The sequence below is a fragment of the Actinomadura macra NBRC 14102 genome (genome assembly GCF_001552215.1).
Classification (GTDB): domain Bacteria; phylum Actinomycetota; class Actinomycetes; order Streptosporangiales; family Streptosporangiaceae; genus Spirillospora; species Spirillospora macra.
The window spans coordinates 19943-43749 of the sequence record NZ_BCQT01000015.1; the positions used below are offsets into that span (position 1 = coordinate 19943).

Genomic DNA, 23807 nt, shown 5'->3' on the forward strand with positions numbered 1-23807 from the left:
TCGACGATTCCGGCGACCGGGACGCTAGGGTCGCCCCACCCCGGGGACGTCGACGTCGACGGCGAGGACCCGGCCCGAGCCGGGCACCACCGGCGACGGCGCGGTCATCCCCTGCCACTCGGCCGCCACGACGAACAACGTCCTGTCGCCGGGACCTCCCAGGGTGCACGCGAACCCGCCGCGGTCCAGTTCGACGACGCGCAGCACGGTGCCGCCCTCGGCGACGCGCACGCACCGTTCGTTGGGCACGTCGGCGTACCAGACGGCGCCCTCGGCGTCGACGCAGATGCCGTCGGGCGTGCCCTCGCCCAACGCGGCCCAGACGCGCCGGTTCGCCAGGTCGCCATCGGCGCCGATGTCGAACGCCACCAGCTCGTGCCGGTAGGAGTCCGCGACGATCAGGGTGGAGTCGTCGGGTGTCACCACCATCCCGTTGGGGAAGGCGATGTCGTCGGCGACCTGGCGCACCGACCCTTCGGCCACCAGGTGGACGAACCCCGGCCTGAACTGCTCACCGGCCATCGGGTCGAAACCGACCCGGTTGACGTAGGCGTTGCCGCGCCCGTCCACTGCGATGTCGTTCCATCCTGATTCGCCCAGTTCTGCCACGACGAAGAAGGATCCGTCCGGCTCCCGGCGAAGGAGTCTCCTCTCCTGGGAGGAAACGATCACCATCCGTCCGTCCGGGAGCCAGGCGGTGCACAGCGGCACCGACGCCACCCGCGCGTACACCTCCCCGGCCCCGTCGAGGCCGGTGACGACGATCTCACCCGAAGACCAGTCGGAGAAGTACAACCGGTCACCGTGCCAGCGCGGCGACTCGACCAGGCCACGCCCGGCGAGCACCGTCCGAACCTCGTTCATTTCCCTCACAGCCCCTCGTGCGTGCCGGTGTCTCAACACCTACACGAACGGCCACCACCCGTATCGACAGCACGGCTCCCTCTTCTCACGTTCATTCCGGCGCGCTGAGGGCGGATACGCGGGTCACCGGCGGGGCATCACGATGACCGCCGTGCGGGCGGCCCGTGCGGTCAGTTCGCCCGCACGGGCCGCCTGGCGCACACCGGGTCCTCGTGTCACGACCACTCCCGCCTGGGTGGTCGCTCACATGTGCCAGCCCGGGTGCACATCTCAGGCGCCGCTGCGGCGCCGTCCGGTCAGCTGATATAGGCACTGCCGAGGGCGAGACGGAAACTGCTCGACGCGCCCGGCACGACCTCCGGGCCGCTCCAGGAACCGCCGTTGAGAGAGCTCCACCGGATCCGCTGGTCTCCTTCAACGCCCTTCCAGAGCATGACGGGCTCGACGCCGCGTAGGTCGTACTGCCTCAGTCCAAGGGCCGGGCCGAAACCGATGGCGGCGTCAGAAATCTTTTGTGACGTCGACCACTGGCCGTTCTGTCGCTGGTTCCACCAGACGCGCTCGTCTCCGCTGACGCCTTTCCAGACCATGAGGACCGTCTGGTTCAGGGTGGGCGCGGCGTGCCCGCGCCGAGCGGCCGCGGAGGCGGTCTGCGGGCCGCTGATCGCCAAGGCGAGTACCGTGACCAGGAGAACCGGCCATGTCATCCCGCCCACAATATGTACCTCCTTCGCACGCGGCGACCGGAAAGGACCCACCGATAACGTCAGGGCGAGAAGACCTCGGTGTCGGTGACCTGGTGGTACGAGCACGCGTCGAACTTGTTGAAAAGGGGATTACTTGCACCGTGTGACATCGCATGGAAGTCGATCTTGCGGCCTTCCACGACGACCAGGATCGTACGCCCCGAAGCACATATCAACTCTTGACAGAGTAGGCCGGATATTTATCGCAGCTCACCGAGGCGGGGATTGTTGAAATGCGAGTTACGGACCCCACTGAAAAGAAGGTCGATTCGGCGGTGAGTCCATTATCGGCCCGCCTTGGTCGGCCGGGCGTGCTCGACCTCGGCCGGACCCGGTGCCCCGCGGACGGGTTCAGGGACGGCCGAAGTGGTGGACGGGCTCGCCCGCGGCCTCCTCGGCTGCGCGGGCCGGACGGGTCCGGGTGCGGCCGAACTCCAGCGTGAGCAGCGCCGCGGCCAGCCAGCCGATGTCGAACCAGGAGCGGAACACGATGCAGCGCGGCTTGTAGGAGGGCCGGAACTTCTTGTCGAACAGGTACAGCGACTCCACCGCGATCAGCGGGTCGAGCAGGTGGAGAGCCCGGTAGCCGATCCTCTCCAGCGCGCCGCGGTGCCGCGAGTCCAGCAGTTCCCGGAAGGCGGCGAAGTTCAGCGAGACCACCCCGTGGCCGTGTTCGCGGGCATACCCGATCATCTCGACGATCAGCCGCTCGTTGACGCCGTTTGGCCCGCCGGGGGCACGGCGCATCGCGTCCAGGCTGATGCCCTGCCCGGCGGTCACGTACCGCTGGAAGCCGATCGGCCGTCCGTCCGCGTCGTAGGCGACGGCCACGATCCCGCCGGGATGGTGACCGGTGAGCAACTCGTCCAGGTTCATGGAGAAGCCGCGCTCGGCCGCGCCGCCGAGCGAGCGGGACGCCACGTCCAGCAGGTCCGAACGCAGCTCGGGTGTCAGGGCGCGCTCGGCGACGATCCCGGATGTGACGCCGGCGTTCGTGGTGCGCCCGACCGCCTGCCGGACGTTGCGCATCCGCCGGCCCGACAGCGTGAACTCACCGGGCCGCACCACGACCTCGTCGCCGTAGCCGAACGACCGCAGCCGCCCCCAGGCGGGCAGCAGGTCAGGGCTGGCGCCGAGGACGGCGGGACGCCAACCCGTCCGGCGGCACAGCGCGAGGAACGCGCGGACGGCGGCCGGCTGCGAGGCCGCGGCGCCGACCGGATCGCCGCCCGCCACCGCGATGCCGAACAGCACCCGGTACCCGATGGCGGCGCGCCCGTCCGGGCTGAACACATACGTCTTGTCGCGGCGCAGCGCGAACGGCGCGAGGGTGTCGGAGCCGGGATGCGCGACGAGGCGCGCGACCCGGCCGCGTTCCCCGTCGTCGCCGGGCGGCGGCGCCGGGTCGGGCGCGAGCAGCGTCACGACCAGGACGAGCAGCCCCGCGGTGCCCACGAGGCCGAGCACGCCGGGCAGCCACGACGCGCCGTCGATGGGCGCGCCGGTCGCGCCGAGGCCGCTGGCCACGTCCCGTCCGGCCGACCTGATCGACACGCCGCCGAGCAGCACTGAACCGGCCATGGCGACGATCACCAGGGCCAGGGCCGTCCGCACCGCCGTCCGGACGCGCTCGGGGTGCGGACGCACCGGGAACCGATCGCGCCGCATCCACAGCACCACCAGCACGGCGGCCAGCAGCGGCAGCCGCCAGGGCGCGTCGTCGCCCGCGAGGACGGCGAGCAGGCCCATGGTCACCAGTGCGAGCAGCCCGTACCAGGCCGCGCGGCGCCGCAGCAGGACGCCGCGCGCCACCAGCGCGATCGCCAGGGCCAGCGCGACGGCGTGCGCCGGCGCGAGCGGGCGGCCGGTCACCAGCAGGGACAGCTGGTCGAGCCAGTGCGGGGAGCGCGCCACCGCAGGCACCGCGACCAGCGCGGAGACGGACGCCGTGGCGAGCGCGAGCGGCCAGGTGGGCCGCGCTCGCCGCCACGAATCCACTGGTTGCACGAGGACACCTCCGCTGAGCCCACAACCATGATCCTTTGGAACTCATTCCCCGGACCGGACGTTGCTCTTTCCCCGCCGCGGTGTCTCCGCCGTGTTCGCCGCACCGGCACTGTGTCGTCCGGTTGGTCCCGCGACGACGAAGAGGTGCCTTTTCGCCTCTTCGATGAGGTCTATTACCCCGCGTCCGGAAGGGGCAACCCGCAGTTCCGTCCGATCCATCGTCGTGCGGCGCTACGGTGCTGCCATGAGTGGTTTTCGGCACGTGGTGATGTTCATGTGGGCCGAGGGAACGACGACCGGCCAGCAGGAGGAGGTCGCGGCCCGGCTCGGCGAGCTGCCCGGCGTCATCCCGGAGATCCGGGAGTACAGCCTCGGCGCGGACGCGGGCGTGAACTCCGCGTCCTATGACTTCGTGGTGGTCGCCGACTTCGCCGACAAGGACGCCTATCTGACCTACCGCGACCATCCGGCGCACCGCGCGGTGGTCGACCAGTTCATCACGCCGATCGTGGCGTCGCGTGCGGCGATCCAGTACGTGCTGTAACCGCCAGTACGTGCTGTAACCGCGTCCCGCGATCGGCCCGGAGTGGCCCTGGTCTGGACGAATGCCTAGCAAGCGCTTGTATATGAGCATTCTTCAGGTTAGTTTCTCGAGACGCCCGCCGGGACGGATCGCGCCCCGTTCCCGGCGGGCGGCCCGCATCCCTGACCCGTCCCTGAGTCGCCCCTGATCCGTCCCTGACCCGCCTCCACTTCGGGCGCGATCGTCGTACGGTTGGCGGGTGAAGATCCTCGATCGTCCTGCGCGATGGCGTGGCCCACTCCTGGACGCGGGCGTCACGCTGGCGGTCGGGACGGTCGTCGCCATGATGATCCACGAGTCGGACGAGAGACACTCGGCGCCGGCCGACGCGCGCGCGTACATGATCTGCGTCCTGATGACGCTGCCGCTGGTGCTGCACAGGCGCCGCCCGATCGCCGCGCTGCTGCTGTCCAGCGCGGGACTGTTCGTCTACTACTCGTTCGGATATCCAGGGATCCCGCCGACCGCGCTGCTCGCCGTCCCGTTCTACTCGACCGTCTACGCGGGCCACGCCCGCTGGGCGGTCGGCGTCTGCGCCTCCTACTTCAGCGCCGGCTATGTCATCGTCTGCCTTGAGAACGGCGAGCCGCTGGAGGCGCTGGCGACCTTCGTCACGCACACCGCCCTGGCCGTGACCGTGATGCTGCTGGCGGAGGTGGTGCGGAGCCGCCGCGCGCTGGCCGCCGAGACGCGCGAGCGGCTGCGGTTGGCCGAGGAGGAACGCGATGTGGAGGCCGCCCGGCGGGTGGCCGAGGACCGCGTCCGCATCGCCCGCGAACTGCACGACACCGTCGCGCACAGCATGGCCACCATCACCGTGCAGGCCGGCAGCGCCCTGCACGTCCTCGGGGAGCGGGACGAGGAGTTCCGCCCGGCGCTCGCCGCGATCCGGGAGACCAGCAAGGAGGCGCTCAAGGAGATGCGCGCCACGCTCGGCATGCTGCGCTCCGGGGCGGACGTGGGCGGCCAGGGCCCCGCCGGGCTCGACCGGCTCCCGAAGCTGCTGGCGGCCGTCCGGGCGTCCGGCGTTCCGGTCACACTGGACGTCACAGGCCGCCCGGAGGGGCTCGATGCACCTGCCGACCACGCCGCCTACCGGATCCTCCAGGAGGCCCTGACGAACGTCCTGCGGCACGCGGGGCCGGACGTGCGTGTCCGCGTGGGCCTGGCCTACACCGGCGACGGCCTCGACCTGGAGGTTACCGACGACGGCGACGGGCCGTCCGGCCCCGGCGGCGGGCACGGCCTGAACGGCATGGCCGAGCGCGCACGCGCGCTCGGCGGCACCGTGAGCGCGGGCCCGGGCCCGTCCGGCGGCTTCCGCGTCCGGGCCCGCCTCCCCACCGGGCGCGTGCCTCTCGCGGACGCGGGCGCCGGCGGGCTCGCGGAGGTGGCGGGCGGCGTGCCGTGATCCGCGTCGTGCTCGCCGACGACCAGTCACTGGTGCGCGCCGGGTTCCGGATGCTGCTGCGCTCCGCCGACGGCATCGAGGTGGTCGGCGAGGCCGAGCACGGCGGCGAGGCGGTGGCGCTGGCCCGCGAACTGCGGCCCGACGTGGTGCTGATGGACCTGCGGATGCCCGAGATCGACGGGCTCACCGCGATCCGCCGCATCGCCGCGGACCCGGCGCTCGCCGCGGTGCGGGTGGTGGTCCTGACCACCTACACCGAGGACGAGGACGTCTACCGGGCCCTGCGCGCCGGGGCCGCCGGGTTCCTGGTGAAGGACATCGAGCCCGCCGACCTGCTGCACGCGGTGCGGGTGGTCGCGGCGGGGGAGTCGCTGCTGGCACCCGCGGTGACGCGCGCAGTCATCGAGGGTTTCCTCACGCGCCGGCCGGCCCCGTCCGCGCCGTCCGCGCGTCCCCCCGCCGATCCGTTCGGCGCCCTCACCGAGCGGGAGCGGGAGGTGGTGCGGCTCGTCGGGCGGGGGCTGTCCAACGGGGAGATCGCCGGCGAGCTCTCGGTCAGCCCCCTCACCGCGAAGACGCACGTGAGCCGGGCCATGGGCAAGCTCGGGGTCCGTGACCGCGTCCGGCTGGTCGTGCTGGCGTACGAGTCGGGGCTGGTCATCCCCGGTTCCGGGCGCTCATGATCTCCTCGCGGAGCTCCTGGGGCGAAGGTGCCTCCAGAAGCCGGGGACCCTCCCGCAGGGGGACGAGGGCCCACCAGGACCCGGTGGACTCGCCGTACCAGACGCGCACTCCCGGGAACTGTTCCTGCATACCCCGCGCCGTGGCGGCGCGCAGGGCCGCGGGCGTGGGTTCCTCACGACCGGCGGCGCCTCGTTGAGCCGTCATGTCGTCCTCCCCCCGTAGCCGTCTCCGGTAACAGCGTCCCCATGGGCCAAAGTGTCACCCCTACTCGGCAAATTGTGACTAAGCACACTATGGGGGTTGGGGACGTCCCACTGTGGGATACCGCGCCGGGCGTACTCCAACCGAAGTATCCGACAGACCGGATGACGTCGCACGCCGGATGCCCCGCCGCACCTCCGGGGGACAGGCTCAACGGGAACACAACTGTCCCCTGCGAGCGGTACGTCCGCGAAGGTGGTTCCCCATGAGACTGGCCAGGCTCGCCCGGCTCTGCTATCGGAAGCGGCGCCTGACGGTGGCCGCGTGGATCGCGGGCACGATCGCCGTGATCGTCCTCGGCTTCGGCTTCGCGGCCGACCCGTTGAACGACTTCTCCGGCGGTGACTCGGGCTCGGCGAAGGCGGAGAAGCTGCTGGACGACCATTTCCCGAAGCAGAGCGGCGACAGCGTGACCCTCGCCGTCCGCGCGGACGGCGGGGTGCGGACGCCGGACGTCCAAGCGCGGGTGAGACAGGCGATCGAGCGGATCGGCCGGACGCCGCACGTGTCGTCGGTGACCTCGCCGTACGACACGCCCGGCCAGATCTCCGCGGACGGGCGGACGGCGTTCGCCACCGCCGCGCTCGACGTGACCGCCGAGGACATGCCGGTCGCCGAGGTCAAGAAGCTGCTGGAGGACGTCCGCTCAAGCGACGGGCCCGTCCGGCTGGAGATGGGCGGCGCCGCGGTGGACACCGCCGAGACGCCCGGCGGCGGGTTCGCCGAGGGCATCGGCGTCCTCGCCGCCGTGATCATCCTGCTGGTCGCGTTCGGGTCACTGCTGGCGATGGGCCTGCCGATCCTCACGGCGCTGCTCGGCATCGGCTCCGGGCTCGGGCTGGTCGCGCTGCTCGGGCACGTGCTGCCCGCACCGTCCTTCAGCCCCGTCGTGGCGGCGCTCATCGGGCTCGGTGTCGGGATCGACTACGCCTTGTTCATCGTCACCCGGTATCGCGAGGAACTGCACGCCGGGAACGATCCCGAGGAGTCGACGGTCATCGCCCTCACCACCGCCGGGCGCGCCGTGCTGTTCGCCGGGACCACCGTCGTGATCGCGCTGATGGGGCTGTTCGTGATGCAGCAGAAGCTGCTCAACGGCGTCGCGGTCGCCGCCGGGCTGGCCGTGCTCATGACGATGCTCGGCGCCGTGACGCTGCTGCCGGCGCTGCTCGGCTTCACCGGGCACGCCATCGACCGGTTCCGGGTGCCCGGCCTCGGCCGCGCCCGCCGGCCGCTCGCCGAGCGCTGGGCGCGGACCGTCCAGCGCCATCCTGCCGTCGCCGGGCTGGCCGCCGCCGCGGTGCTGCTGGTGCTGGCCGCCCCCGCCCTGTCGATGCGGCTGAGCCTGCCCGACTCCAGCACCCAGCCGCACAACACCAGCGGGTACGCCTCCCACCGGATCCTGACGGAGGGTTTCGGGCCCGGCACCGCCGCGCCCCTGGTGATCGTCACGCAGGGCGGGGACGCCGGGGCCGTCGCCGCCGCGGTCCGCGCGACCCCGGGCGTCGCGGCCGTCCAGCCGCCGCGCACCAGCGCCGACGGCGCCGCCTCCATGATCATGGCGTTCCCGAAGACCGGCGTGCAGGACGAGGAGACGCCGCGTCTCGTGCACACGCTGCGGGACGAGGTCATCCCCGGCGCCACCGCGGGGACCGGCGTCACCGCCTACGTCGGCGGCCCGAACGCGGCGTCCATCGACTTCGCCGACGAGGTGAGCACGCGGCTGCCCTGGCTGATCGCGGTCGTCGTCGGGCTGTCGCTGCTGCTCCTGGTCGCGCTCGTCCGGTCGGTGACCGTCGCGTTGCAGGCCGCCCTGATGAACCTGCTGTCGATCGCGGCGGCGTACGGGGTGCTGACCGCCGTCGTCCAGTGGGGCTGGGCGGGACGCGTCCTCGGGTTCCCCACGGACCTGCCGGTGACCACGTGGGTGCCGCTGATGATGTTCCCGATCCTGTTCGGGCTCTCGATGGACTACGAGGTGTTCCTCGTCTCCCGCATCCGCGAGGTGCACCGGGGCGGCGTCGAGACCCGCGAGGCCGTCGCGCAGGGGCTCGCCCGCACCGCCCGCGTGATCACCGCCGCCGCCGCGATCATGGTGATGGTGTTCCTGTCGGTGCTGCTCGGCGCGGACATCGCGGTCAAGCAGATCGGCCTCGGTCTCGGCGTCGCGATCCTGATCGACGCGACGGTCGTGCGGATGGTGCTCGTCCCGGCGATGATGGAGGTGTTCGGCGAGGCCAACTGGTGGCTTCCCCGGCCGCTCGCCCGGCTGCTGCCGGCCCACGACGAGCACGGTGAGGCCCGTCCCGGCGTGGGGGTCTCGGGGTAGGGGTAGGGGGCGGCGGTTCAGTGGGTGTTGATGCCGTCGAACATCACCTTGAGGTAGTGCTCGGCGAGGCCCTGCGCGTCGAGGCGGCCGCCAGGCCTGAACCACCGGACCGCCACCCGGACGGTGTCGCGGATCATCCGGTAGGTCAGCTTCGGATCGATGTCGGCGCGGAACGACCCGTCCGCCTGGCCCGCCCTGATGGTGTCCACCCAGAGCTTCTCGACCTCGTCCTCGGACTTGGTCAGGTAGGCGAACCGGTCCATCCCCTTGAGGTAGTTCCAGTCGTTCTGCATCACGGTGATGGCGGCGCGGTGCGGTTCGAGGGTACCGAAGGCGATCCGGACGAGGCCGGCGATGGTCTCACGCGGGTTCCGGCCCTCGTCGATCACGCCCTGGTAGGCCGACATGATCTCGTCGAAGAAGGCGGCGAGGATCTCGTCCACGATCGACTCCTTGGAGTCGAAGTGGTGGTAGAGGCTGCCGGAGAGGATCCCCGCCTCCTCGGCGATGTTGCGTACCGTGGTGGCCTGGAACCCCTTCTCCGCGAAGAGTTCGGCCGCAAGCCGGACCAGGTGCTCGCGCCGTTCCGAGGCCAGGGCGGGCGAGCCCTTGCCACGGCGCCGGCCGCCGCCCTCGCCGGGGGCGCGGGTCCTGGGTCCTCCGGGATCAGCGTTCGTGGTCACCTCCTCAGTATGCCGGGTCGCCCAACCGCTTGCTCGTCTGCGGGGCGGGCCGTGAGCGCCACCTGGACGAGCCGTTCAGCGGCGGCGTCCGAGATCCAGCCTCGCCTGCCCGCCGCCCGCCCGAGTAGACCGGGCCGTCGAACCGTCAGCGGGATTCCGGCTCGCTCTGGGGCGGCGGGAGCTCGTCTCCCGCCTCGGCGGCCTGGGCCAGCCGGGCGCGGAGCGTGCGGACGAGCGCGTCGGACTGCTCGGTCAGCCGCTCGATGGCGGGCAGCGCCAGATCGTCGCGGACGGTGTCGGCCAGCAGCTCGTCGTACTCGTGGGCCTTCTCGGCGAGCGCCTCAAGGTGCCGGTGGGCGCGGAGGGCATCGTCTGCCGCGCGGGCGCGGTCGGCGTAGCGCTCCAGCGCCTCCACCCGCCGGGTGACGGCCTCGACGGAGATGTCCAGCTTCTCGCGCAGCGGCCGCAGTGCCGCCGTCAGCTCGGGAAGGTCCGCGGCGCCGGCCATCTCCTCCTGCTCGCCGCGCAGCTTCGACTGCCGGGCGAGCACCTGCGCGATCTCCCACTCCTGACGCGGCAGCGTGACGGCGTTGTCGACCGTGTCCAGCAGGCCCTCCCGGTTGACCTCGGAGTCGCGGACGGCGTCGACGGCGGCCTGGACACGGGCGAGCAGCGCGCGGCCGGGGCCGTCGAAGTCGTCGGGGGTGAGGTAGCGGTCGCGGCGCCGATCCAGCTCGCGGGCGCGGCGCAGGTCGAGGGAGACCGACGGGGTGCCGAGCGCGACCAGGACGGCGAGCATGCCGAGCGCGAGCAGCCACAGGGAGCCGAGCAGCGGCGAGCCGACGAGGCCGAGGCCGAGAACCGTGAGCGGCGCCAGCCACAGCAGCGGACGGCGGCGCGCCACGAGCGTGTCGAGTTCGGCGCGCAGCGTCGGGTCGGCGACCGGACGGGGCTCGGCGACAGGGCCGTCCCCGGGGGCGCGGGCGGGCGCGATCCGCCGCCAGTAGGTCCCGACGTGCGTCTCGAACGCGAAGTCGGTGGGAGAGATCTCGATCTCGGTGGGGCCGGACGGCAGCGGCCAGGAGCCGACCGGATCGCCGCCGCCGGGCCCGGTGAAGCGGACCCACCAGCCGCCCTTGCCGTCGTCGCACCGGTAGCGACCCGGGGCGACGTCGATGCCGACAAAAAACGTTCCGATTCCCGGGATGGAATCGCTCCACGTGCCACTGGTCACCGGCGACCTCCGACCCGACTCCTCCGCCGTGCCCTCCCGCCCCCCGCACCAGAACTGACGTTCGGGGGACCGTAAGAGTTGCAGTACCCACATCCGCCTGGACGAAGTCCTCGGCCGGGTGTTTGGAATACTCCATGGGTGCGACCCGACTCGTTCCCTCCTGATGCCGACCCCCTCGACGATCCGCCCTGGGCGATGCAGCTTGTTGTACGCGTGGAGAAGACGGATCCGCCCAATCACGGTGCTGTATGCGAGGCGGCGGCGATGGCGGTCGTCCGGCTGCTGACCGACCCGCGCGCGGCCGAATCCGATGGCGAGTGGCGCGCCGCCGTCCGCGAGTGGGAGTCACGTCGCATTCGTAAGGTGACGCGGCGCGCGCGCGGAGTGCGCTGGCCCGAAGCGGAGAAGCTCCCTGGCGTCACGGTCGCCCATGAGGGCGCTGAGGTGCGCGCCTTCGTGCCGACCGCGGTGTCGGACGTCCCGCCCGAACTGGCCAGGCTCCAGGTCGCGGGACTCGACCTGGAGGAAGGCGAGCCCGGACCGCGACCCGAGCCTCCGTACGCGGCCATCGCCCTCAACCCCGACGTCACGATGACCACGGGCAAGGCCGCCGCGCAGTGCGGGCACGCGGCCCAGCTTCTCTTGCGCCAGGGCCGCCGCAGGCACGTGGCGGCCTGGATCGAGGGAGGCGCACGCGTGCGGCTGGCGCGGGACGTCCCATGGCGCGACTGCGTGAAGCGCGCCACGGCCGTTGTCCGCGACGGCGGCTTCACCGAGGTCCCGCCCGGCACGATGACAGCCATCGCCTGGCTCCCGCGGTGAGACGGGTCGTCGTCGTGAGGTCATGACGACGACCCGCCGCACGGGCACGGTCAGGGAAGGGTGACCGCAATCGGGACGATTCCCGCCTTTCTGATGAGGGACGGCAGGCGGCCGGCGAACGGGTGGTGGTCGGCGGACAGTCCGTGCGGGTTGTCGATGACGTAGTGGACGGCGTCACCGGTGCGGCGCTCGGTCCACGTCGCGCCGACCGAGCGCAGGACCGACGCGGTCGTCGCCGCGTCCGCCGTGCCCACCGAGACGCGGATCGGGGACTCGTAGTACGGCAGTTGCGCCGCCTCCTGCGCCGCCTTCGCGGTCGCCGACGCCTGCGGTGCGGGCGCGTTCCTCGGGTCGCGGCCGAGGATGGCGTTGTAGAGCAGCTTGGCCGTCCCGTCGCTGAACGCGCGGAAGTTGGGTTCCGCCGCGAACAGGACGGAGCGGCCCTTCCCGACGGGCTGGTCCACGACCGCCGCGGTGCCGCCCAGTTCCGACCCGCCCTTCTCGAATCCCGACACGAACCAGTCGGGGGATCCGGCCGCCGGGTACGACACGACGACGCCGCTGGAGGCCTTCATGACCGGGTCGTACGAGGTGTAGTTCCACGCCGTCCGGCCGACGCCCCTGGCGAGCGGGCTGGAGGCGTCCACCGTGACGCGGAACATCGTGCCCGGGATGTCGGACGTCGGCTCGGCCAGCGTCGCCGTGGTCAGACCGAGGCGCGCGGCGAGCTGGGTGCCACCCTGCCAGCCGACGTAGCGACCGCCGTCCTTCGCCCAGTTCTGGAGCGCGGCGCGGCCGGCGTCCCCGAGCGCGGTGTAGGCCGCGGGGGCGGGCCCGTTCGGCGTCAGCAGGACCTCGACGCCCGACAGCCGGCCCGCCGCGACGTCGGCCGGGGTGAGCAGCGTGTACGGCAGCCTCCACTCGCGGTCGAGGCGCTGGCGCAGCCAGCCCACCGACTGGCGCGCGGCCGACGTCGTCGTCGAGAGCTGGAGGACGCCGATCGCCGGGGCCCGCCCGTCGTGGCCCGGACGCGGCGCGGGAAGCACGGGAACCGGGACGGATCTCGGGCGCAGCTCGGCGCCGGACGAGCCGCCGGACACGTTGCCGAGCAGCGGCATGCTCCACGCCGTCACATCGTAGAAGTACGGGAACGGCGTGTAGGAGTCCTCGTTCAGCATGGCCTGGATCCAGTGCTTCTGGCCCTGCGCCATGGAGATCCGGTATGTGCCCGCGGGGAGTGTCGTGCTCGCCTCGGGACGTCCGTACGCCGTGAAGTCCGGGACGGTAAGCGGTCGGACCAGCCGCTCCACCCGGACTCCCATGCGCTGGAGCCTCCGCACGATGGTGCGGACTTCGGCGCGTTTGGCCCGGTCGTCATCCCGCAGGAAGTACTCGCGGACCTTGCGTGCGGGCACCGGGCGGTCGACCTGGTTGGGCGGGTTGTAGATCTGGTTGGGCTCCAGGCGGCCCGCCTTGCCCTGTTCGTAGGCGTCCACCGCCATCTGGCGCCACTCGCTGAGAATTCTGTGCCGGTTGCGCGCGGCGGCCGACAGCGACACCCACTGCGTGAGGTACTGCTCCTTCACACGCTCGGGGTACGGGCTGCCGTCGCCCTTCTCGTACGTCATCCCGGCGGCGTGGAACGCGGTCGTCGGAACCGAGTCGCCGTAGCCTTGGTAGAAGAGGTCGTACACGTCGCGGTTGAAGTAGTCGATGCCCTGGCGGGTGAACTCGGCCGCCATCGCCGCGCCGTACACGCTATTGATCCAGCCGACCGCCTGTTCCGGCGTCTCGTGGTAGACCGGATCGGCGTTCGGGGGGAAGAAGTACGATGTGCCGCCCATCTCGTGCGCGTCGATGTAGAGCGCGGGCGGGTACTGGTTGAGCATCGCGAGCTTGCCGTCGGTCTCCGGCTGGGTGCGCGCGAACCAGTCGCGGTTCATGTCGAAGCCGTAGGCGTTCTGGCGCGTGTTGAGCTCGCGTCCGTCGGGGTTCTGCGTGGGCAGGACGACGACGAGTGCGTTGCGCAGGATGGTGTCGGCGGCGCAGTCCGTGCGGTCGCCGAGGTCGCGCAGCACCCGCAGGGCCGCGTCGGTGCCGCTCGGCTCGTCGCCGTGCACGTTCCCGCTGACCCACAGGATCGGGACGCCGCGCGCCGCGATCCGCGTGGCCAGGGCGTCCGGAGTGCGGGGGTCGCGCAGCCACCCGGCCTCGCGCCGCGTCTTCGCGAGACCGGCGCGGGAGACCACCTCGGGCCGTCCGGCGATGGCGTACTTCAGCGGACGGCCCTGCGCCGTCCTGGCCAGCGTCCCGGACACGACGCGCTCGCTCTTGGCGGCGACCGTCTCCAGATAGAGATCGGACTCGGCGGCGGTGGCCTGCCGCTCGCCGAGGTCGAAGCCGAGGACCTGCCGGGGGGTGGGGACCTTGCCGCGGTAGACCGGCGTGGTCTGCGTCGGGTCGCAGCCGGGCGGCGCGGCCGGGGCGGTGGGGGACTGCGCGGCGGCGGACGTCGCGAGGGACGCCGGTGCCACCAGGGACGCGGCCAGCACCGCCGACCACGCCAGATTTCTCGCTCTCATGGGGCCCAAGCTCGCAGCGGGTCACCCCGTCCCCAAGGGCAACTGTTGCCAAGATCGCCCGCGACGTCGTTCTTTACTCCGAGCAATGCGCCAGTGATCGGTGGTGCCGGATCGTCGTGCGCTGCGGCCTGGATGCCTCGGTCAGCGCCGGGGGAGCCGGTTGATCGCCGAAAGGGCGAACTCCTGCGTGCGGGTCAGGCGGCCTTCCCCGAGCCCGTCCCCGGCCGCTTCCCCGCCCGCCTCGCGCCTGGCCCGCGCCGCGGCGGCGAGCTGCGCCTTGGCGCTCAGCCCGTAGGAAAGGAACAGCAGGACGACGAAGCCCGCGAGGTACAGGACATGCTCCAGCAGCCCGCCCCACCGTCCCTTGAGAACGTCCAGGACGGCGAACATCGCGAACCCCGCCATCCAGCCCGCCAGCGGCGCGACGAACCACATGTCCCGGCGGCGCGCCAGCCCGGCCGCGGTGATGAGGACGAGCAGCACCTCGACCGCCTTGACGAGGACGAGCAGGCCGACGGCGGGCCCGGAGGCGAAGTACGCCTCGAACTCGTCGCGCCGGTCGCCCCACAGCAGCGCGGCGGTCGCGAGCCCGGTCACGCCGTAGGCGAGGAGGAACACCCCGACGGCGTAGTGCATCCGGTGCCAGCTCTGGCCGCCCTGCCGCGCCGCGGTACCGGATCCTCCGGCGGGTGGCGTGGCTGCGGGCTGGACGGGCGGCGCCGGCGGCGGGACGGGAGCCGCCGGTGTGGCCGGTGTGGCCGGCGCGTCCATCATGGTGGCGTCGCCAGGGGGCGGGGAACCGGTGCCGGAGCGGTCCGGCAGCTGCTGGTCGGGCCGGGTCCGCTCCGGATTCGACCCCGCGCTCACCGTCATCATCGCCCCCATCTTCCTGTTCGCCTGTTAGGCGCAAGATATCCCGGATAGGGTCCCCGACACCCGGGACGCGTGCCCCTGCCTGCCCGTCCGTCCAGCGCACCCGCGCTGACCTGCCCGAAGTGCTTGCGGTCGGGCCGGGGAGACGGAAGGGTGAGTGTTCGTCGGGCCGCGCGGAGTCCACGAGGAAGACGAGGATGACGCCTGACGATACGGGAACCGCCGCACCTTCGAGGACGCGGATCGAATATCTGGAAGAGCTCGGCGACGAGTTGGCCAAGCGGGGCTTCCGGGTGCGTCTCACCCTGCCCCGGGGCCAGTCGCCCAGCTTGCACGTGATGAACCCGGACGCGTCCGCCCTCACGGAGAACATCCTGGCGGAGCAGGGCGCGGACGGATGGTGGTACTGGTGGTCGTGGGCCGAGCGCATCGCGACCGCCGACGACGTCGCCGCCGCGGCCGACCGGGTCGCGCTGGTCCTCGCCGCCCGCTGAACGACGTGATCATGCAGCATGGCCCCGGCCCACTCCGGCGGCCCCCTGCATGATCACGGCTGGGGCGTCCCCCCGCCCGCACGCGCGCCCCTCGCGCCGGGCCCGCCATCGCGCCGACACGTCTCGCAGTCCTCGCCGTCCCGTCGCGGGTTGACCGCCGTGTCGAAGGAATGTTGAGGCTCCAAACATTCGGGCGTCCACTCGGCGCGCTTCTTCGGTCATGGCCCCGCGCCGGGCTGCCGCGCTGTGCTGGGACCCTCCGCCAACTGATCTCGTGTTACGAGATTGTTATTGCCCACAACAAATCGGCGAGGCGGTGGGTCTGGTGTGCCAGACAAGTGCGACATAAGTTGCGGGACACAACATTCTTGCCGCGTCCGCGGCCACCATCCCCCGAAAGGACCCGGACTATGCGCAAGGGGATCCTCAGCCTCACCGCCCTGTCCGCGGCCGCGGCGCTCGCGCTGACCGCGTGCGGCGACGACTCCGGTGACTCGCAGGCCGCTTCCGGCTCGGCCAAGGGCAAGGTCGGCGTGATCCTGCCCGACACGACGTCCTCGACCCGCTACGAGAGCTTCGACCGCCCCTACCTGGAGCAGGCGTTCAAGGCGGCGGGCGTCCAGTACGACATCCAGAACGCCGAGGGCTCCCCCCAGCGCTTCCAGACGATCGCCGACCAGATGATCACCAGCGGGGTGACCGTCCTGGTCGTGGACGGCCTGGACTCCAACTCCGCCGCCGCCGTCCAGCGCAAGGCGCAGTCGCAGGGCGTCAAGACGATCGACTACGACCGGCTCACGCTCGGTGGCGTCGCGGACTACTACGTCTCCTTCGACAACGTGAAGGTCGGCCAGGAACTCGGCAAGGGCCTGCAGAAGTGCCTGGGTGACAAGCCCGCGAACATCGCCTACCTGAACGGCTCCCCGACCGACAACAACGCGACGCTGTTCGCACAGGGTGCCCACAGCGTCCTGGACAAGGTCACCGGCTACAGGAAGGTCGCCGAGCAGGCCGTCCCGCTGTGGAAGCCGGAGAAGGCCGCGACGATCTTCGAGCAGATGTGGACCGAGCAGAAGGGCAGGATCGACGGCGTCGTGGCCGCCAACGACAATCTCGGCAACGCCGCCGCGGCCATCGTCAAGAAGAACGGTGAGGCCGGGAAGGTCGCCATCACCGGGCAGGACGCGACGCTCCAGGGCCTGCAGAACATCCTGGACGGCACGCAGTGCATGACGGTCTACAAGCCCGTCAAGCAGGAGGCGGACGCCGCCGCCAAACTCGCCATCGCGCTGCTGAAGGGCGAGAAGGGCCAGACCAACGGCACCGCCAACGACCCGCAGGGCAAGCGGGACGTCCCGTCGGTGCTGCTGATCCCGATCGGCGTCTCCAAGGAGAACATCAAGCAGGTCGTCGACGACGGCTTCGTCAAGACCTCCGAGCTGTGCAAGGGCGCCTACGCGGCCAAGTGCAAGGACGCGGGCGTGGAGTAGATCCACCCGCCGAACTCCGTGGCGGGCCCACCCCTGTACCGGCCGTTCCGGGATCCGGAGCGTCCGCCGGGCCCGCCACGGGCACGACGCCGAACCCTGGAAGGAAACTCGTGGCAGAAAACGGTGACCCCGTCCTCCGCCTGACCGGGCTCAACAAGAGCTTCGGCCCCGTCCACGTGCTGCACGACGTGGACTTCACCGCCCCGCAGGGCGAGGTGATGGCCCTCGTCGGCGACAACGGCGCCGGCAAGACCACCCTCATCAAGTGCATCGCAGGGATCCACCCGATCGACTCGGGGCGCGTCGAGTTCGAGGGCCGCCCGGTGCGGATCGGCGGTCCCCGAGACGCCGCCGCCCTCGGCATCGAGGTCGTCTACCAGGACCTCGCCCTCGCCGATAACCTCGACATCGTCCAGAACATGTTCCTCGGCCGCGAGCGGCGCAAGGGCATCGTGCTGGACGAGGCGTCGATGGAGGAGGCGGCCAGGAGCACCCTCGCCCGGCTGTCGGTCCGCACCGTGACGTCGGTGCGGCAGCAGGTCGCGAGCCTGTCGGGCGGGCAGCGGCAGACCGTCGCCATCGCCAAGGCCGCGCTGTGGGAGTCGAAGGTCGTGATCCTGGACGAGCCGACCGCCGCGCTCGGCGTCGCGCAGACCCGGCAGGTCCTCGACCTCGTCCGGCGGCTCGCCGACACCGGACACGCGGTCGTGCTCATCTCCCACAACATGAACGACGTCTTCGAGGTGGCCGACCGGATCACCGCGCTCTACCTCGGCCGCGTCGCGGCGGACGTCGCCCGCTCCGAGGTCACCCACGGCCAGGTCGTGGAGCTCATCACCGCCGGCCGTTCCGGTGATCTCGGCCTTACGCCGACGACCGCCGCCGAGAGCATCTGAAGGAGGACGCGAGGTGTCCACCGACATCCCCGAGGGCAAGGAGACCGCCGTGCAGCTGGCGGACGCGGACTTCGCCATCGACGGCCGAGAGCACGACCTGCGGTCGGCCCTGCTGGACTACCGGAGCCGGATCCGCGCGGGCGAACTCGGCGCGTTGCCCGCCATCCTCGGCCTGATCTCACTGGTCGCGCTGTTCACCGCGCTGAAGCCCGACACGTTCCTCAGCAAGGGCAACATCGCGAACCTCTCGACGCAGGCGCTGCCCATCACGATCCTCGCGATGGGCCTGGTGTTCGTGCTGCTGCTGGGCGAGATCGACCTGTCGGCCGGCGTCGCCAGCGGCGTCTGCGCGGCGGTGATGGCCAAGCTCATCGCCGACTCCGGACAGCCCTGGTACGTCGCGGTGATCTCGTCCGTGGCGATCGGCATCGTCATCGGCACCCTGATCGGCTGGCTGGTCGCCGTGGTGCGGATACCGTCGTTCGTCGTCACGCTCGCGCTGTTCCTCGGACTGCAGGGCGTCACGCTGCGGATGATCGGCGACGGCGGGACTGTGCCCGTCCGCGACGGCGTCATCGACGCCCTCGCCAACAAGAACATGCCGATCTGGCTCGGCTGGACGCTCGCCGGGGCCTGCGTCGCCGGGTACACGGGCACGCAACTGCTGCGCTGGCGCCGCCAGCACGTCCGCAGGCTGCACTCCCGTCCGCTGGAGCTGGTGCTCGTCCAGTCCGGCCTGGTCGCCCTCGCGGTCCTGTTCGGCACCTACCTGCTCAGCCTGGACCGCGCACCCAGCCCGCTGATCACTCTCGGCGGCGTCCCCTGGGGCGTGCCGCTGGTCGGCGTCCTGCTCATCGTCTGCACGTTCGTGCTCGGCCGCACGTCCTACGGACGGCACATCTACGCCGTCGGCGGCAACGCCGAGGCCGCCCGCCGCGCCGGCATCAACGTCACCCGCATCCGGATCTCCGTCTTCATGATCGCGTCCGGGATGGCGGCGGTCAGCGGCATCGTCGCCGCGTCCCGGCTCAACTCCGTCACCACCGACGCGGGCGGCGGCAACACGCTGCTGTACGCGGTCGGCGCGGCCGTCATCGGCGGCACGAGCCTGTTCGGCGGACGCGGCAAGGCCCGCGACGCGGTCTTCGGCGGCCTCGTCATCGCCATCATCGAGAACGGCCTCGGGCTGCTCGGCACGAAGGCGTACCTCCAGTTCCTCATCACCGGGGTCGTGCTGCTGCTCGCCGCGAGCATCGACGCGCTCGCCAGGCGCCGCCGGTCGGCCACCGGAAGGTGACGCCGTGACCGCGGGCGACGGCGCGGCCGCTTTCGAGCCGAGGAGCGCGGCTGATACGCTCACCACCCACGACCGCTCGGCGCGGGACGGCGGTGTGGCACGGTGGGAGCCTCTCGGCATGTCAGTGACGCCCGTCCTCGACCTGCGCGGCATCGACAAGAGCTTCGGTTCCGTCAAGGTCCTGCACGACGTCGCGTTCACCGCGCACCCGGGCGAGGTCACCGCGCTGGTCGGTGACAACGGCGCCGGCAAGACGACGCTCGTCAAATGCATCGGCGGCATCCACCCGCCCGACTCGGGCGAGTACCGGTTCGCGGGCGCGCCCGTCCGGGTCGCCAACCCCCGCGACGCCGCCGCGCTCGGCATCGAGGTCGTCCACCAGGACCTCGCCCTCTGCGAAAACCTCGACATCGTCGAGAACCTCTTCCTCGGCCGGGAGCGGCGCCGCGGCCTCGCCCTGGACGAGGACACCATGGAGGAGATGGCGCGCACGACCCTGTCCAGCCTGTCGGTCCGTACGATGGGCTCCGTCCGGCGGCGCATCTCCACGCTGTCGGGCGGGCAGCGGCAGACCGTCGCCATCGCCCGCGCCGTCCTGTGGGACAGCAGGCTCGTCGTCCTGGACGAGCCCGCCGCCGCGCTCGGCGTCGTGCAGACCCAGCAGGTCCTGGAGATCGTGCGGCGGCTCGCCGACAAGGGCCTCGCGGTCGTGCTCATCTCCCACAACATGAACGACGTCTTCGCCGTCTCGGACCGGATCGCCGCGCTGTACCTCGGCCGGATGGTCGCCCAGGTCCGGACCGCCGACGTCACCCACCGGCAGGTCGTCGAACTGATCACCTCGGGCGCCAGCGGCGCCCTGGGGCTGCGCCGATGATGAAGGCGGGCCCGTCCCAGGAGGACATCCGGCGGCACAACCTCGGTACGCTGCTGCGCTTCGTCCACCTGCGCGGCCCCGCCTCCCGCGCGACGCTCGCCGAGTCCCTCGGGCTCAACCGCAGCACGATCATGGCGCTGACGTCCGATCTCACCGCCGCCGGACTCGTCCGCGAGGAACTGCCCCGCAAGCCGGGACGGCGCGCCGGCCGCCCGTCCCTCGTCGTGCGGCCGGAGTCGACCCGCGTGTACGTGCTGGCGTTCGAGGTCGGCGTCGACCGCCTCGTGATCGCTCGCGTCGGCCTCGGCGGCGTCGTCCTGGACCGCCGCGAGGCGTCCCGCGCCCGCGGCTCCGACCCCGCCGACCTGGTCGGCACGCTCGCCGCGGGTGCCCGGTCGCTCGTCCGCAAGGCCGAGCGGGGCGCGGTGTGCGTCGGGGCGGCGCTGGGCTTCCCCGGTACGGTCCGCCGAGAGGACCACGCCATCATGTTCGGACCCAACCTCGACATCGGCGACCTGCGGCTCGGGGACGCGCTGTCGCGCCGGCTCGGCCTCGGGCTGCCCGTCCTGATCTGCAACGACGCCAATCTCGGCGCGCTCGCCGAGCACGAACGCGGCGCGGGCGTCGGCTGTGACGACCTCATCTACCTGCACGGGGACGTCGGCGTCGGCGGCGGCCTCATCGTCGGCGGCCGGCTGCTCGGCGGCCATGAGGGTTACGGCGGCGAGGTCGGGCACATGGTCGTCAATCCCGGCGGGCGTCCCTGCGCCTGCGGGTCGCGCGGCTGCCTGGAGGCCGAGGTGGGGGAGCGGACATTGCTCGCCCACGCCGACCGCGAGGAGACTCCCGGCGAGACTGGCCGCGACGCCGTCCGCGCTGTGGTGGACGCCGCCGACCGCGGCGACATCGTCGCCCGCGAGGCCCTCCACCGCGTCGGCACCTGGCTCGGCTTCGGCGTCGCGAACCTCGTCAACGTCTTCAACCCGGGCCTCGTCGTCTTCGGTGGGACGCTCCGCGACATCTACCTCGGCGCCGCGGCGCAGGTCCGCAGCGTCCTCGCGACCAACGCCCTCGCCGCCCCCCGCCAGAACGTCCGCCTCCGCACCGCCGCTCTGGGTGACGACACCACCCTGGTAGGCGCCGCCGAATTCGCCTTCGCCGAGGTCCTGGCCGACCCCATCCAAGTCTTGGCGCGCCTCAAGGCCCCAGAGGGCTCGACCGTCTAGTGCCCGGTACGGGAACCTCCGACTGAGCGCTTTGGTCGGCGGCGGAGCGCGCTGCCCGGTGGGACTCGGCTTTGCTTCGCCGTTCGGGCTTGCTCCCGTCCTCCGCCGGTCGCGCAGACCGATTTCCGGTGGACCTTGATCCATGCGGTATCGAGCGGCGAATACCTCCATGCTCGATATGTCGCACGATTCCGAGGTGTCCGATGCGAAGATCATTGGTCCGTTCACCCCTACCCGCCGTGTTGGTGGCGGTGTGCATGCTGCTGGCCGGGGCCGTGGCCCCGGCACGTCCGGCAGCGGCCGATCCGGGCCCCGCCCCCGGCTCGGGTCCGGTCCTGCTGGTACCGACGCCCGGTGTGGGCGAGGAAGCGGCACGGACGTCACCGAAGCTGATCGAGGCCATCCAGCGGGACCTGCACCTGACCCGCGGTCAGGCGATCACCCGGCTCGGCCGCCAGCACGCCGCCGACGCAGTCGAGCCGCGGGCCCGCCGCGCCGCGGGCCGGCACTTCGCCGGCACCTGGATGAACGGCGACGGCTCGTCGCTGATGGTCGCCGTCACCGACCAGCGCGCAGCGACGGCCGTCCGCGCCGCGGGCGCCATGCCCACGCTGGTGACCCACAGCCTCGGCGAACTGGAGAGGGCACAGCTCAAACTGCAAGACCACGCCCGTAAGCGGCCCAGCACCGCCGCGCACGGATGGCACATCGACCCCGAGCACAACCGCCTGGTTGTCGCGGCCGAGCCAGGTGAGCAGGCCGCCGCGGCGGCGTGGGTCACCGCCGCCGGCGTGCCCGCCTCCCTGGTCGCCTACGACCAGAGCCGCCGGTCGCGTCGGCCGACCGCCGACGTGATCGCGGGCGACGGCTTCACGAGCCGGTCCTCGCCCAACGGATGCACCGCGGGCTTCGGCGTCAATCCGATCGTCGGTTCCAACGGCTTCGTCACCGCGGGACACTGCGCCCGTGTCGCCGGTGAGCCGATCAGCATCGCAGGCCGGGAGGTCGGTTTCGCCGCCCAGACCACCTTCAACCCCCCGAGGTCGGAGCCGCTGGTGGACGAGGCGTTCGTCCGGCTCGATGCGAACAACCAACCGTTGCCGCTGATGCGGACCACTGTGGGCACCATCCCGGTACTGGGATCACAGGCGGCGGGCAGAGGCGACGTGATCTGCTCCTACGGCGACGAGACCAGGGTCTACCGCTGCGGCCGCCTGCTTGAGATCGGCCTGACGGACACCTTCAGCTTCGCCAGTGGTGAGACGGTGAGAATCACCGGCTACAACGACGCGGACTTCTGTAGCCAACCCGGCGACTCGGGTAGCCCGGTCATCAGTGCCAACGGAGGCCAGGCTCAGGGAACCGTCTTCGGCGTCACCAAAGGCAGGACCACATGCATCACCTCGTATACGCCCATCAACAAGACCCTGTTCGATTTCAACCTCGAACTCCTGGTGGCCCGAACATCACCGCCCGCCCCGCCCCCGGAGATCACCACGTTCGTCTGTGACGCGTTCGGCGGGCCCGACCCCGACGGAATCCCCTACGCCTCCTTTGAGTGCGTGCTCTACTGGGAGGGCGGCACCGACCCCGACACGGTCCAGGTCAGCACGGACGCCCTGACGTCCCGCCGGATCAACCGCTACGACCAGAACTACGTCCAGATCACCGGCAAATGCGGCCGTGGCAGAAACGCCTACGTCTCGGTCACGGTCTTCGACGCCGACGGACGCCGCTCCGACGGCTATCAGAGCAGCTTCTGCCCGAATTGAGTTGACGGCAGGGCCCTTGGCGGTCGGGTCTTGGAGGCCCTTCCTTCAACGGGCCCTGCCCAGGCGCGGCGCTAGACTGAAACGGTGACCCCCCTGCCGGACGGCCCGTCGCAACGGATCCGAGAAGATGATCGCAACACGGCCGTGCAGCGCGTGCGTGACGCGTACGCCGAGGAGCACATCTCGCACGAGGAGATGGACGAACTCCTCCATCGGGTGCTCACCGCCAAGACGCACGACGAGCTCGTGTCGGCACTGGTCTCGCTCCCGGCGGAGGACGCGGGCACCACGTCCACGATCGGCGCCGCCAACGGACGGATTCAGCGGCGCGGCGCATGGCGAGTGCCTCGCACTCTCAAGGTCGAGTCCGCGTTCGGAAGGGTGCACCTGGACCTGTCCCGGGCGGTCATCGACCATCCGGTCGTCGACATCGAGCTGCAACTCGGCACCGGCGGAGCCAAGATCACGGTGCCTCGTGACGCCGTGGTCGAGGTCGACGATCTGCGCACCGAGTGGAAGGACTCGCGCTACAAACCCCGGCGGCGCCCTCACCCCGGCGGCCCGACGATCAGGATCACCGGGGCCATGGGGTTCGGACGGCTCAAGATCCGCCACGCGAGGCGATGACCGGGGCCGATTTTCTCGGCCATTACCCTGCGCGCATGTTCGATCACGG

Annotated in this window: 21 protein-coding genes; 13 read left to right on the forward strand and 8 right to left on the reverse strand. The window is 71.5% G+C overall.

The genetic code is table 11. From position 1 onward, the window contains the following. Positions 1 to 24: 24 nt before the first annotated feature. The 3 genes from AMA02S_RS24035 to AMA02S_RS24045 form a co-directional block, all read right to left on the reverse strand. Entirely contained in the window at positions 25 to 864 is an 840-nt protein-coding gene (locus AMA02S_RS24035; RefSeq protein WP_067461662.1) for an SMP-30/gluconolactonase/LRE family protein, read from the reverse strand. A 296-nt stretch (positions 865 to 1160) separates the two neighbouring features. Beyond that, a complete protein-coding gene (locus tag AMA02S_RS24040) occupies positions 1161 to 1571 on the reverse strand; it encodes a hypothetical protein (RefSeq protein ID WP_157430809.1) in 411 nt (136 codons plus the stop codon). A gap of 390 nt (positions 1572 to 1961) precedes the next feature. Continuing rightward, positions 1962 to 3617, reverse strand: a complete 1656-nt coding sequence (locus AMA02S_RS24045; RefSeq protein WP_157430810.1) for a bifunctional lysylphosphatidylglycerol flippase/synthetase MprF — start codon at positions 3615 to 3617, stop codon at positions 1962 to 1964. 244 nt (positions 3618 to 3861) lie between these two features. On the opposite strand from AMA02S_RS24045, the gene AMA02S_RS24050 reads away from it, so the two are divergent. From AMA02S_RS24050 to AMA02S_RS24060, 3 genes are all read left to right on the forward strand, one after another. Continuing rightward, complete coding sequence (locus AMA02S_RS24050) at positions 3862 to 4161, forward strand: Dabb family protein (RefSeq protein ID WP_067461665.1); 300 nt, start codon at positions 3862 to 3864, stop codon at positions 4159 to 4161. A 238-nt stretch (positions 4162 to 4399) separates the two neighbouring features. After that, positions 4400 to 5611 carry a sensor histidine kinase gene (locus tag AMA02S_RS24055; RefSeq protein ID WP_067461666.1) on the forward strand — a complete coding sequence of 404 codons (1212 nt, stop codon included), beginning with the start codon at positions 4400 to 4402 and terminating at the stop codon, positions 5609 to 5611. Next, positions 5608 to 6294 (forward strand): response regulator, encoded by a 687-nt coding sequence (locus AMA02S_RS24060; protein WP_067461667.1) that lies wholly within the window; start codon positions 5608 to 5610, stop codon positions 6292 to 6294. Before AMA02S_RS24055 ends, AMA02S_RS24060 begins: the two co-directional genes overlap by 4 nt. Here AMA02S_RS24060 and AMA02S_RS24065 read toward each other — a convergent pair. Continuing rightward, complete coding sequence (locus AMA02S_RS24065) at positions 6269 to 6499, reverse strand: hypothetical protein (protein WP_067461668.1); 231 nt, start codon at positions 6497 to 6499, stop codon at positions 6269 to 6271. The genes AMA02S_RS24060 and AMA02S_RS24065 overlap by 26 nt on opposite strands. Positions 6500 to 6761: 262 nt before the next feature. Here AMA02S_RS24065 and AMA02S_RS24070 point away from each other — a divergent pair, with 262 nt between their 5' ends. Further along, positions 6762 to 8885 (forward strand): MMPL family transporter, encoded by a 2124-nt coding sequence (locus AMA02S_RS24070; RefSeq protein WP_067461669.1) that lies wholly within the window; start codon positions 6762 to 6764, stop codon positions 8883 to 8885. A gap of 17 nt (positions 8886 to 8902) precedes the next feature. On the opposite strand, the gene AMA02S_RS24075 is transcribed toward AMA02S_RS24070, so the two are convergent. Together AMA02S_RS24075 and AMA02S_RS24080 are read right to left on the reverse strand one after the other, a co-directional pair. Then, positions 8903 to 9568: a TetR/AcrR family transcriptional regulator gene (locus AMA02S_RS24075; RefSeq protein ID WP_067461670.1), complete on the reverse strand. Its 666-nt coding sequence runs from the start codon at positions 9566 to 9568 to the stop codon at positions 8903 to 8905. Positions 9569 to 9713: 145 nt separating this feature from the next. Next, positions 9714 to 10802, reverse strand: a complete 1089-nt coding sequence (locus AMA02S_RS24080) for an Rv1352/Rv1906c domain-containing protein (RefSeq protein WP_067461671.1) — start codon at positions 10800 to 10802, stop codon at positions 9714 to 9716. A gap of 213 nt (positions 10803 to 11015) precedes the next feature. On the opposite strand from AMA02S_RS24080, the gene AMA02S_RS24085 reads away from it, so the two are divergent. Continuing rightward, positions 11016 to 11624: an aminoacyl-tRNA hydrolase gene (locus tag AMA02S_RS24085; RefSeq protein WP_245667795.1), complete on the forward strand. Its 609-nt coding sequence runs from the start codon at positions 11016 to 11018 to the stop codon at positions 11622 to 11624. Between the two features lie 50 nt (positions 11625 to 11674). Here the strand turns inward: AMA02S_RS24085 and AMA02S_RS24090 are convergent, their stop codons facing one another. Both AMA02S_RS24090 and AMA02S_RS24095 read right to left on the reverse strand, forming a co-directional pair. Beyond that, positions 11675 to 14206, reverse strand: coding sequence for a M14 family zinc carboxypeptidase (locus AMA02S_RS24090; protein ID WP_157430811.1), 2532 nt, complete (start codon positions 14204 to 14206; stop codon positions 11675 to 11677). Positions 14207 to 14347: 141 nt separating this feature from the next. Beyond that, the gene (locus AMA02S_RS24095; protein WP_067461674.1) at positions 14348 to 15082 is read right to left on the reverse strand and encodes a hypothetical protein; all 735 of its coding nucleotides are present in this window, start codon (positions 15080 to 15082) and stop codon (positions 14348 to 14350) included. Positions 15083 to 15276: 194 nt separating this feature from the next. Between AMA02S_RS24095 and AMA02S_RS24100 the strand changes: the two genes are divergently transcribed. The 8 genes from AMA02S_RS24100 to AMA02S_RS24135 all read left to right on the forward strand — a co-directional run bounded on the left by AMA02S_RS24100 (position 15277) and on the right by AMA02S_RS24135 (position 23758). Continuing rightward, the gene (locus AMA02S_RS24100) at positions 15277 to 15573 is read left to right on the forward strand and encodes a hypothetical protein (protein WP_067461675.1); all 297 of its coding nucleotides are present in this window, start codon (positions 15277 to 15279) and stop codon (positions 15571 to 15573) included. Between the two features lie 410 nt (positions 15574 to 15983). Further along, on the forward strand, positions 15984 to 17063 hold the full coding sequence (locus AMA02S_RS24105; protein WP_067461676.1) for a sugar ABC transporter substrate-binding protein: 1080 nt from the start codon (positions 15984 to 15986) through the stop codon (positions 17061 to 17063). A 110-nt stretch (positions 17064 to 17173) separates the two neighbouring features. Continuing rightward, on the forward strand, positions 17174 to 17959 hold the full coding sequence (locus tag AMA02S_RS24110; protein ID WP_067461677.1) for an ATP-binding cassette domain-containing protein: 786 nt from the start codon (positions 17174 to 17176) through the stop codon (positions 17957 to 17959). A gap of 13 nt (positions 17960 to 17972) precedes the next feature. Next, positions 17973 to 19256, forward strand: a complete 1284-nt coding sequence (locus AMA02S_RS24115; RefSeq protein WP_084265537.1) for a sugar ABC transporter permease — start codon at positions 17973 to 17975, stop codon at positions 19254 to 19256. Positions 19257 to 19374: 118 nt separating this feature from the next. Further along, complete coding sequence (locus tag AMA02S_RS24120) at positions 19375 to 20133, forward strand: ATP-binding cassette domain-containing protein (protein WP_067461971.1); 759 nt, start codon at positions 19375 to 19377, stop codon at positions 20131 to 20133. Further along, positions 20133 to 21359, forward strand: coding sequence for an ROK family transcriptional regulator (locus AMA02S_RS24125; RefSeq protein ID WP_067461678.1), 1227 nt, complete (start codon positions 20133 to 20135; stop codon positions 21357 to 21359). The genes AMA02S_RS24120 and AMA02S_RS24125 overlap by 1 nt, the downstream gene beginning before the upstream one ends. Positions 21360 to 21562: 203 nt before the next feature. Further along, positions 21563 to 23131, forward strand: coding sequence for a S1 family peptidase (locus AMA02S_RS24130; protein WP_084265538.1), 1569 nt, complete (start codon positions 21563 to 21565; stop codon positions 23129 to 23131). Positions 23132 to 23215: 84 nt separating this feature from the next. Continuing rightward, entirely contained in the window at positions 23216 to 23758 is a 543-nt protein-coding gene (locus AMA02S_RS24135) for a DUF1707 SHOCT-like domain-containing protein (protein ID WP_067461680.1), read from the forward strand. Positions 23759 to 23807: the final 49 nt, after the last annotated feature.

Coding starts and splice junctions, on each gene's coding strand:
- AMA02S_RS24040 (WP_157430809.1), bottom strand. CDS start 1,571: ATGACATGGCCGGTTCTCCTGGTCACGGTACTCGCCTTGGCGATCAGC.
- AMA02S_RS24065 (WP_067461668.1), bottom strand. CDS start 6,499: ATGACGGCTCAACGAGGCGCCGCCGGTCGTGAGGAACCCACGCCCGCG.
- AMA02S_RS24130 (WP_084265538.1), top strand. CDS start 21,563: ATGCGAAGATCATTGGTCCGTTCACCCCTACCCGCCGTGTTGGTGGCG.
- AMA02S_RS24105 (WP_067461676.1), top strand. CDS start 15,984: ATGCGCAAGGGGATCCTCAGCCTCACCGCCCTGTCCGCGGCCGCGGCG.
- AMA02S_RS24090 (WP_157430811.1), bottom strand. CDS start 14,206: ATGAGAGCGAGAAATCTGGCGTGGTCGGCGGTGCTGGCCGCGTCCCTG.
- AMA02S_RS24125 (WP_067461678.1), top strand. CDS start 20,133: ATGAAGGCGGGCCCGTCCCAGGAGGACATCCGGCGGCACAACCTCGGT.
- AMA02S_RS24050 (WP_067461665.1), top strand. CDS start 3,862: ATGAGTGGTTTTCGGCACGTGGTGATGTTCATGTGGGCCGAGGGAACG.
- AMA02S_RS24035 (WP_067461662.1), bottom strand. CDS start 864: ATGAACGAGGTTCGGACGGTGCTCGCCGGGCGTGGCCTGGTCGAGTCG.
- AMA02S_RS24095 (WP_067461674.1), bottom strand. CDS start 15,082: ATGATGACGGTGAGCGCGGGGTCGAATCCGGAGCGGACCCGGCCCGAC.
- AMA02S_RS24120 (WP_067461971.1), top strand. CDS start 19,375: ATGTCAGTGACGCCCGTCCTCGACCTGCGCGGCATCGACAAGAGCTTC.
- AMA02S_RS24070 (WP_067461669.1), top strand. CDS start 6,762: ATGAGACTGGCCAGGCTCGCCCGGCTCTGCTATCGGAAGCGGCGCCTG.
- AMA02S_RS24100 (WP_067461675.1), top strand. CDS start 15,277: ATGACGCCTGACGATACGGGAACCGCCGCACCTTCGAGGACGCGGATC.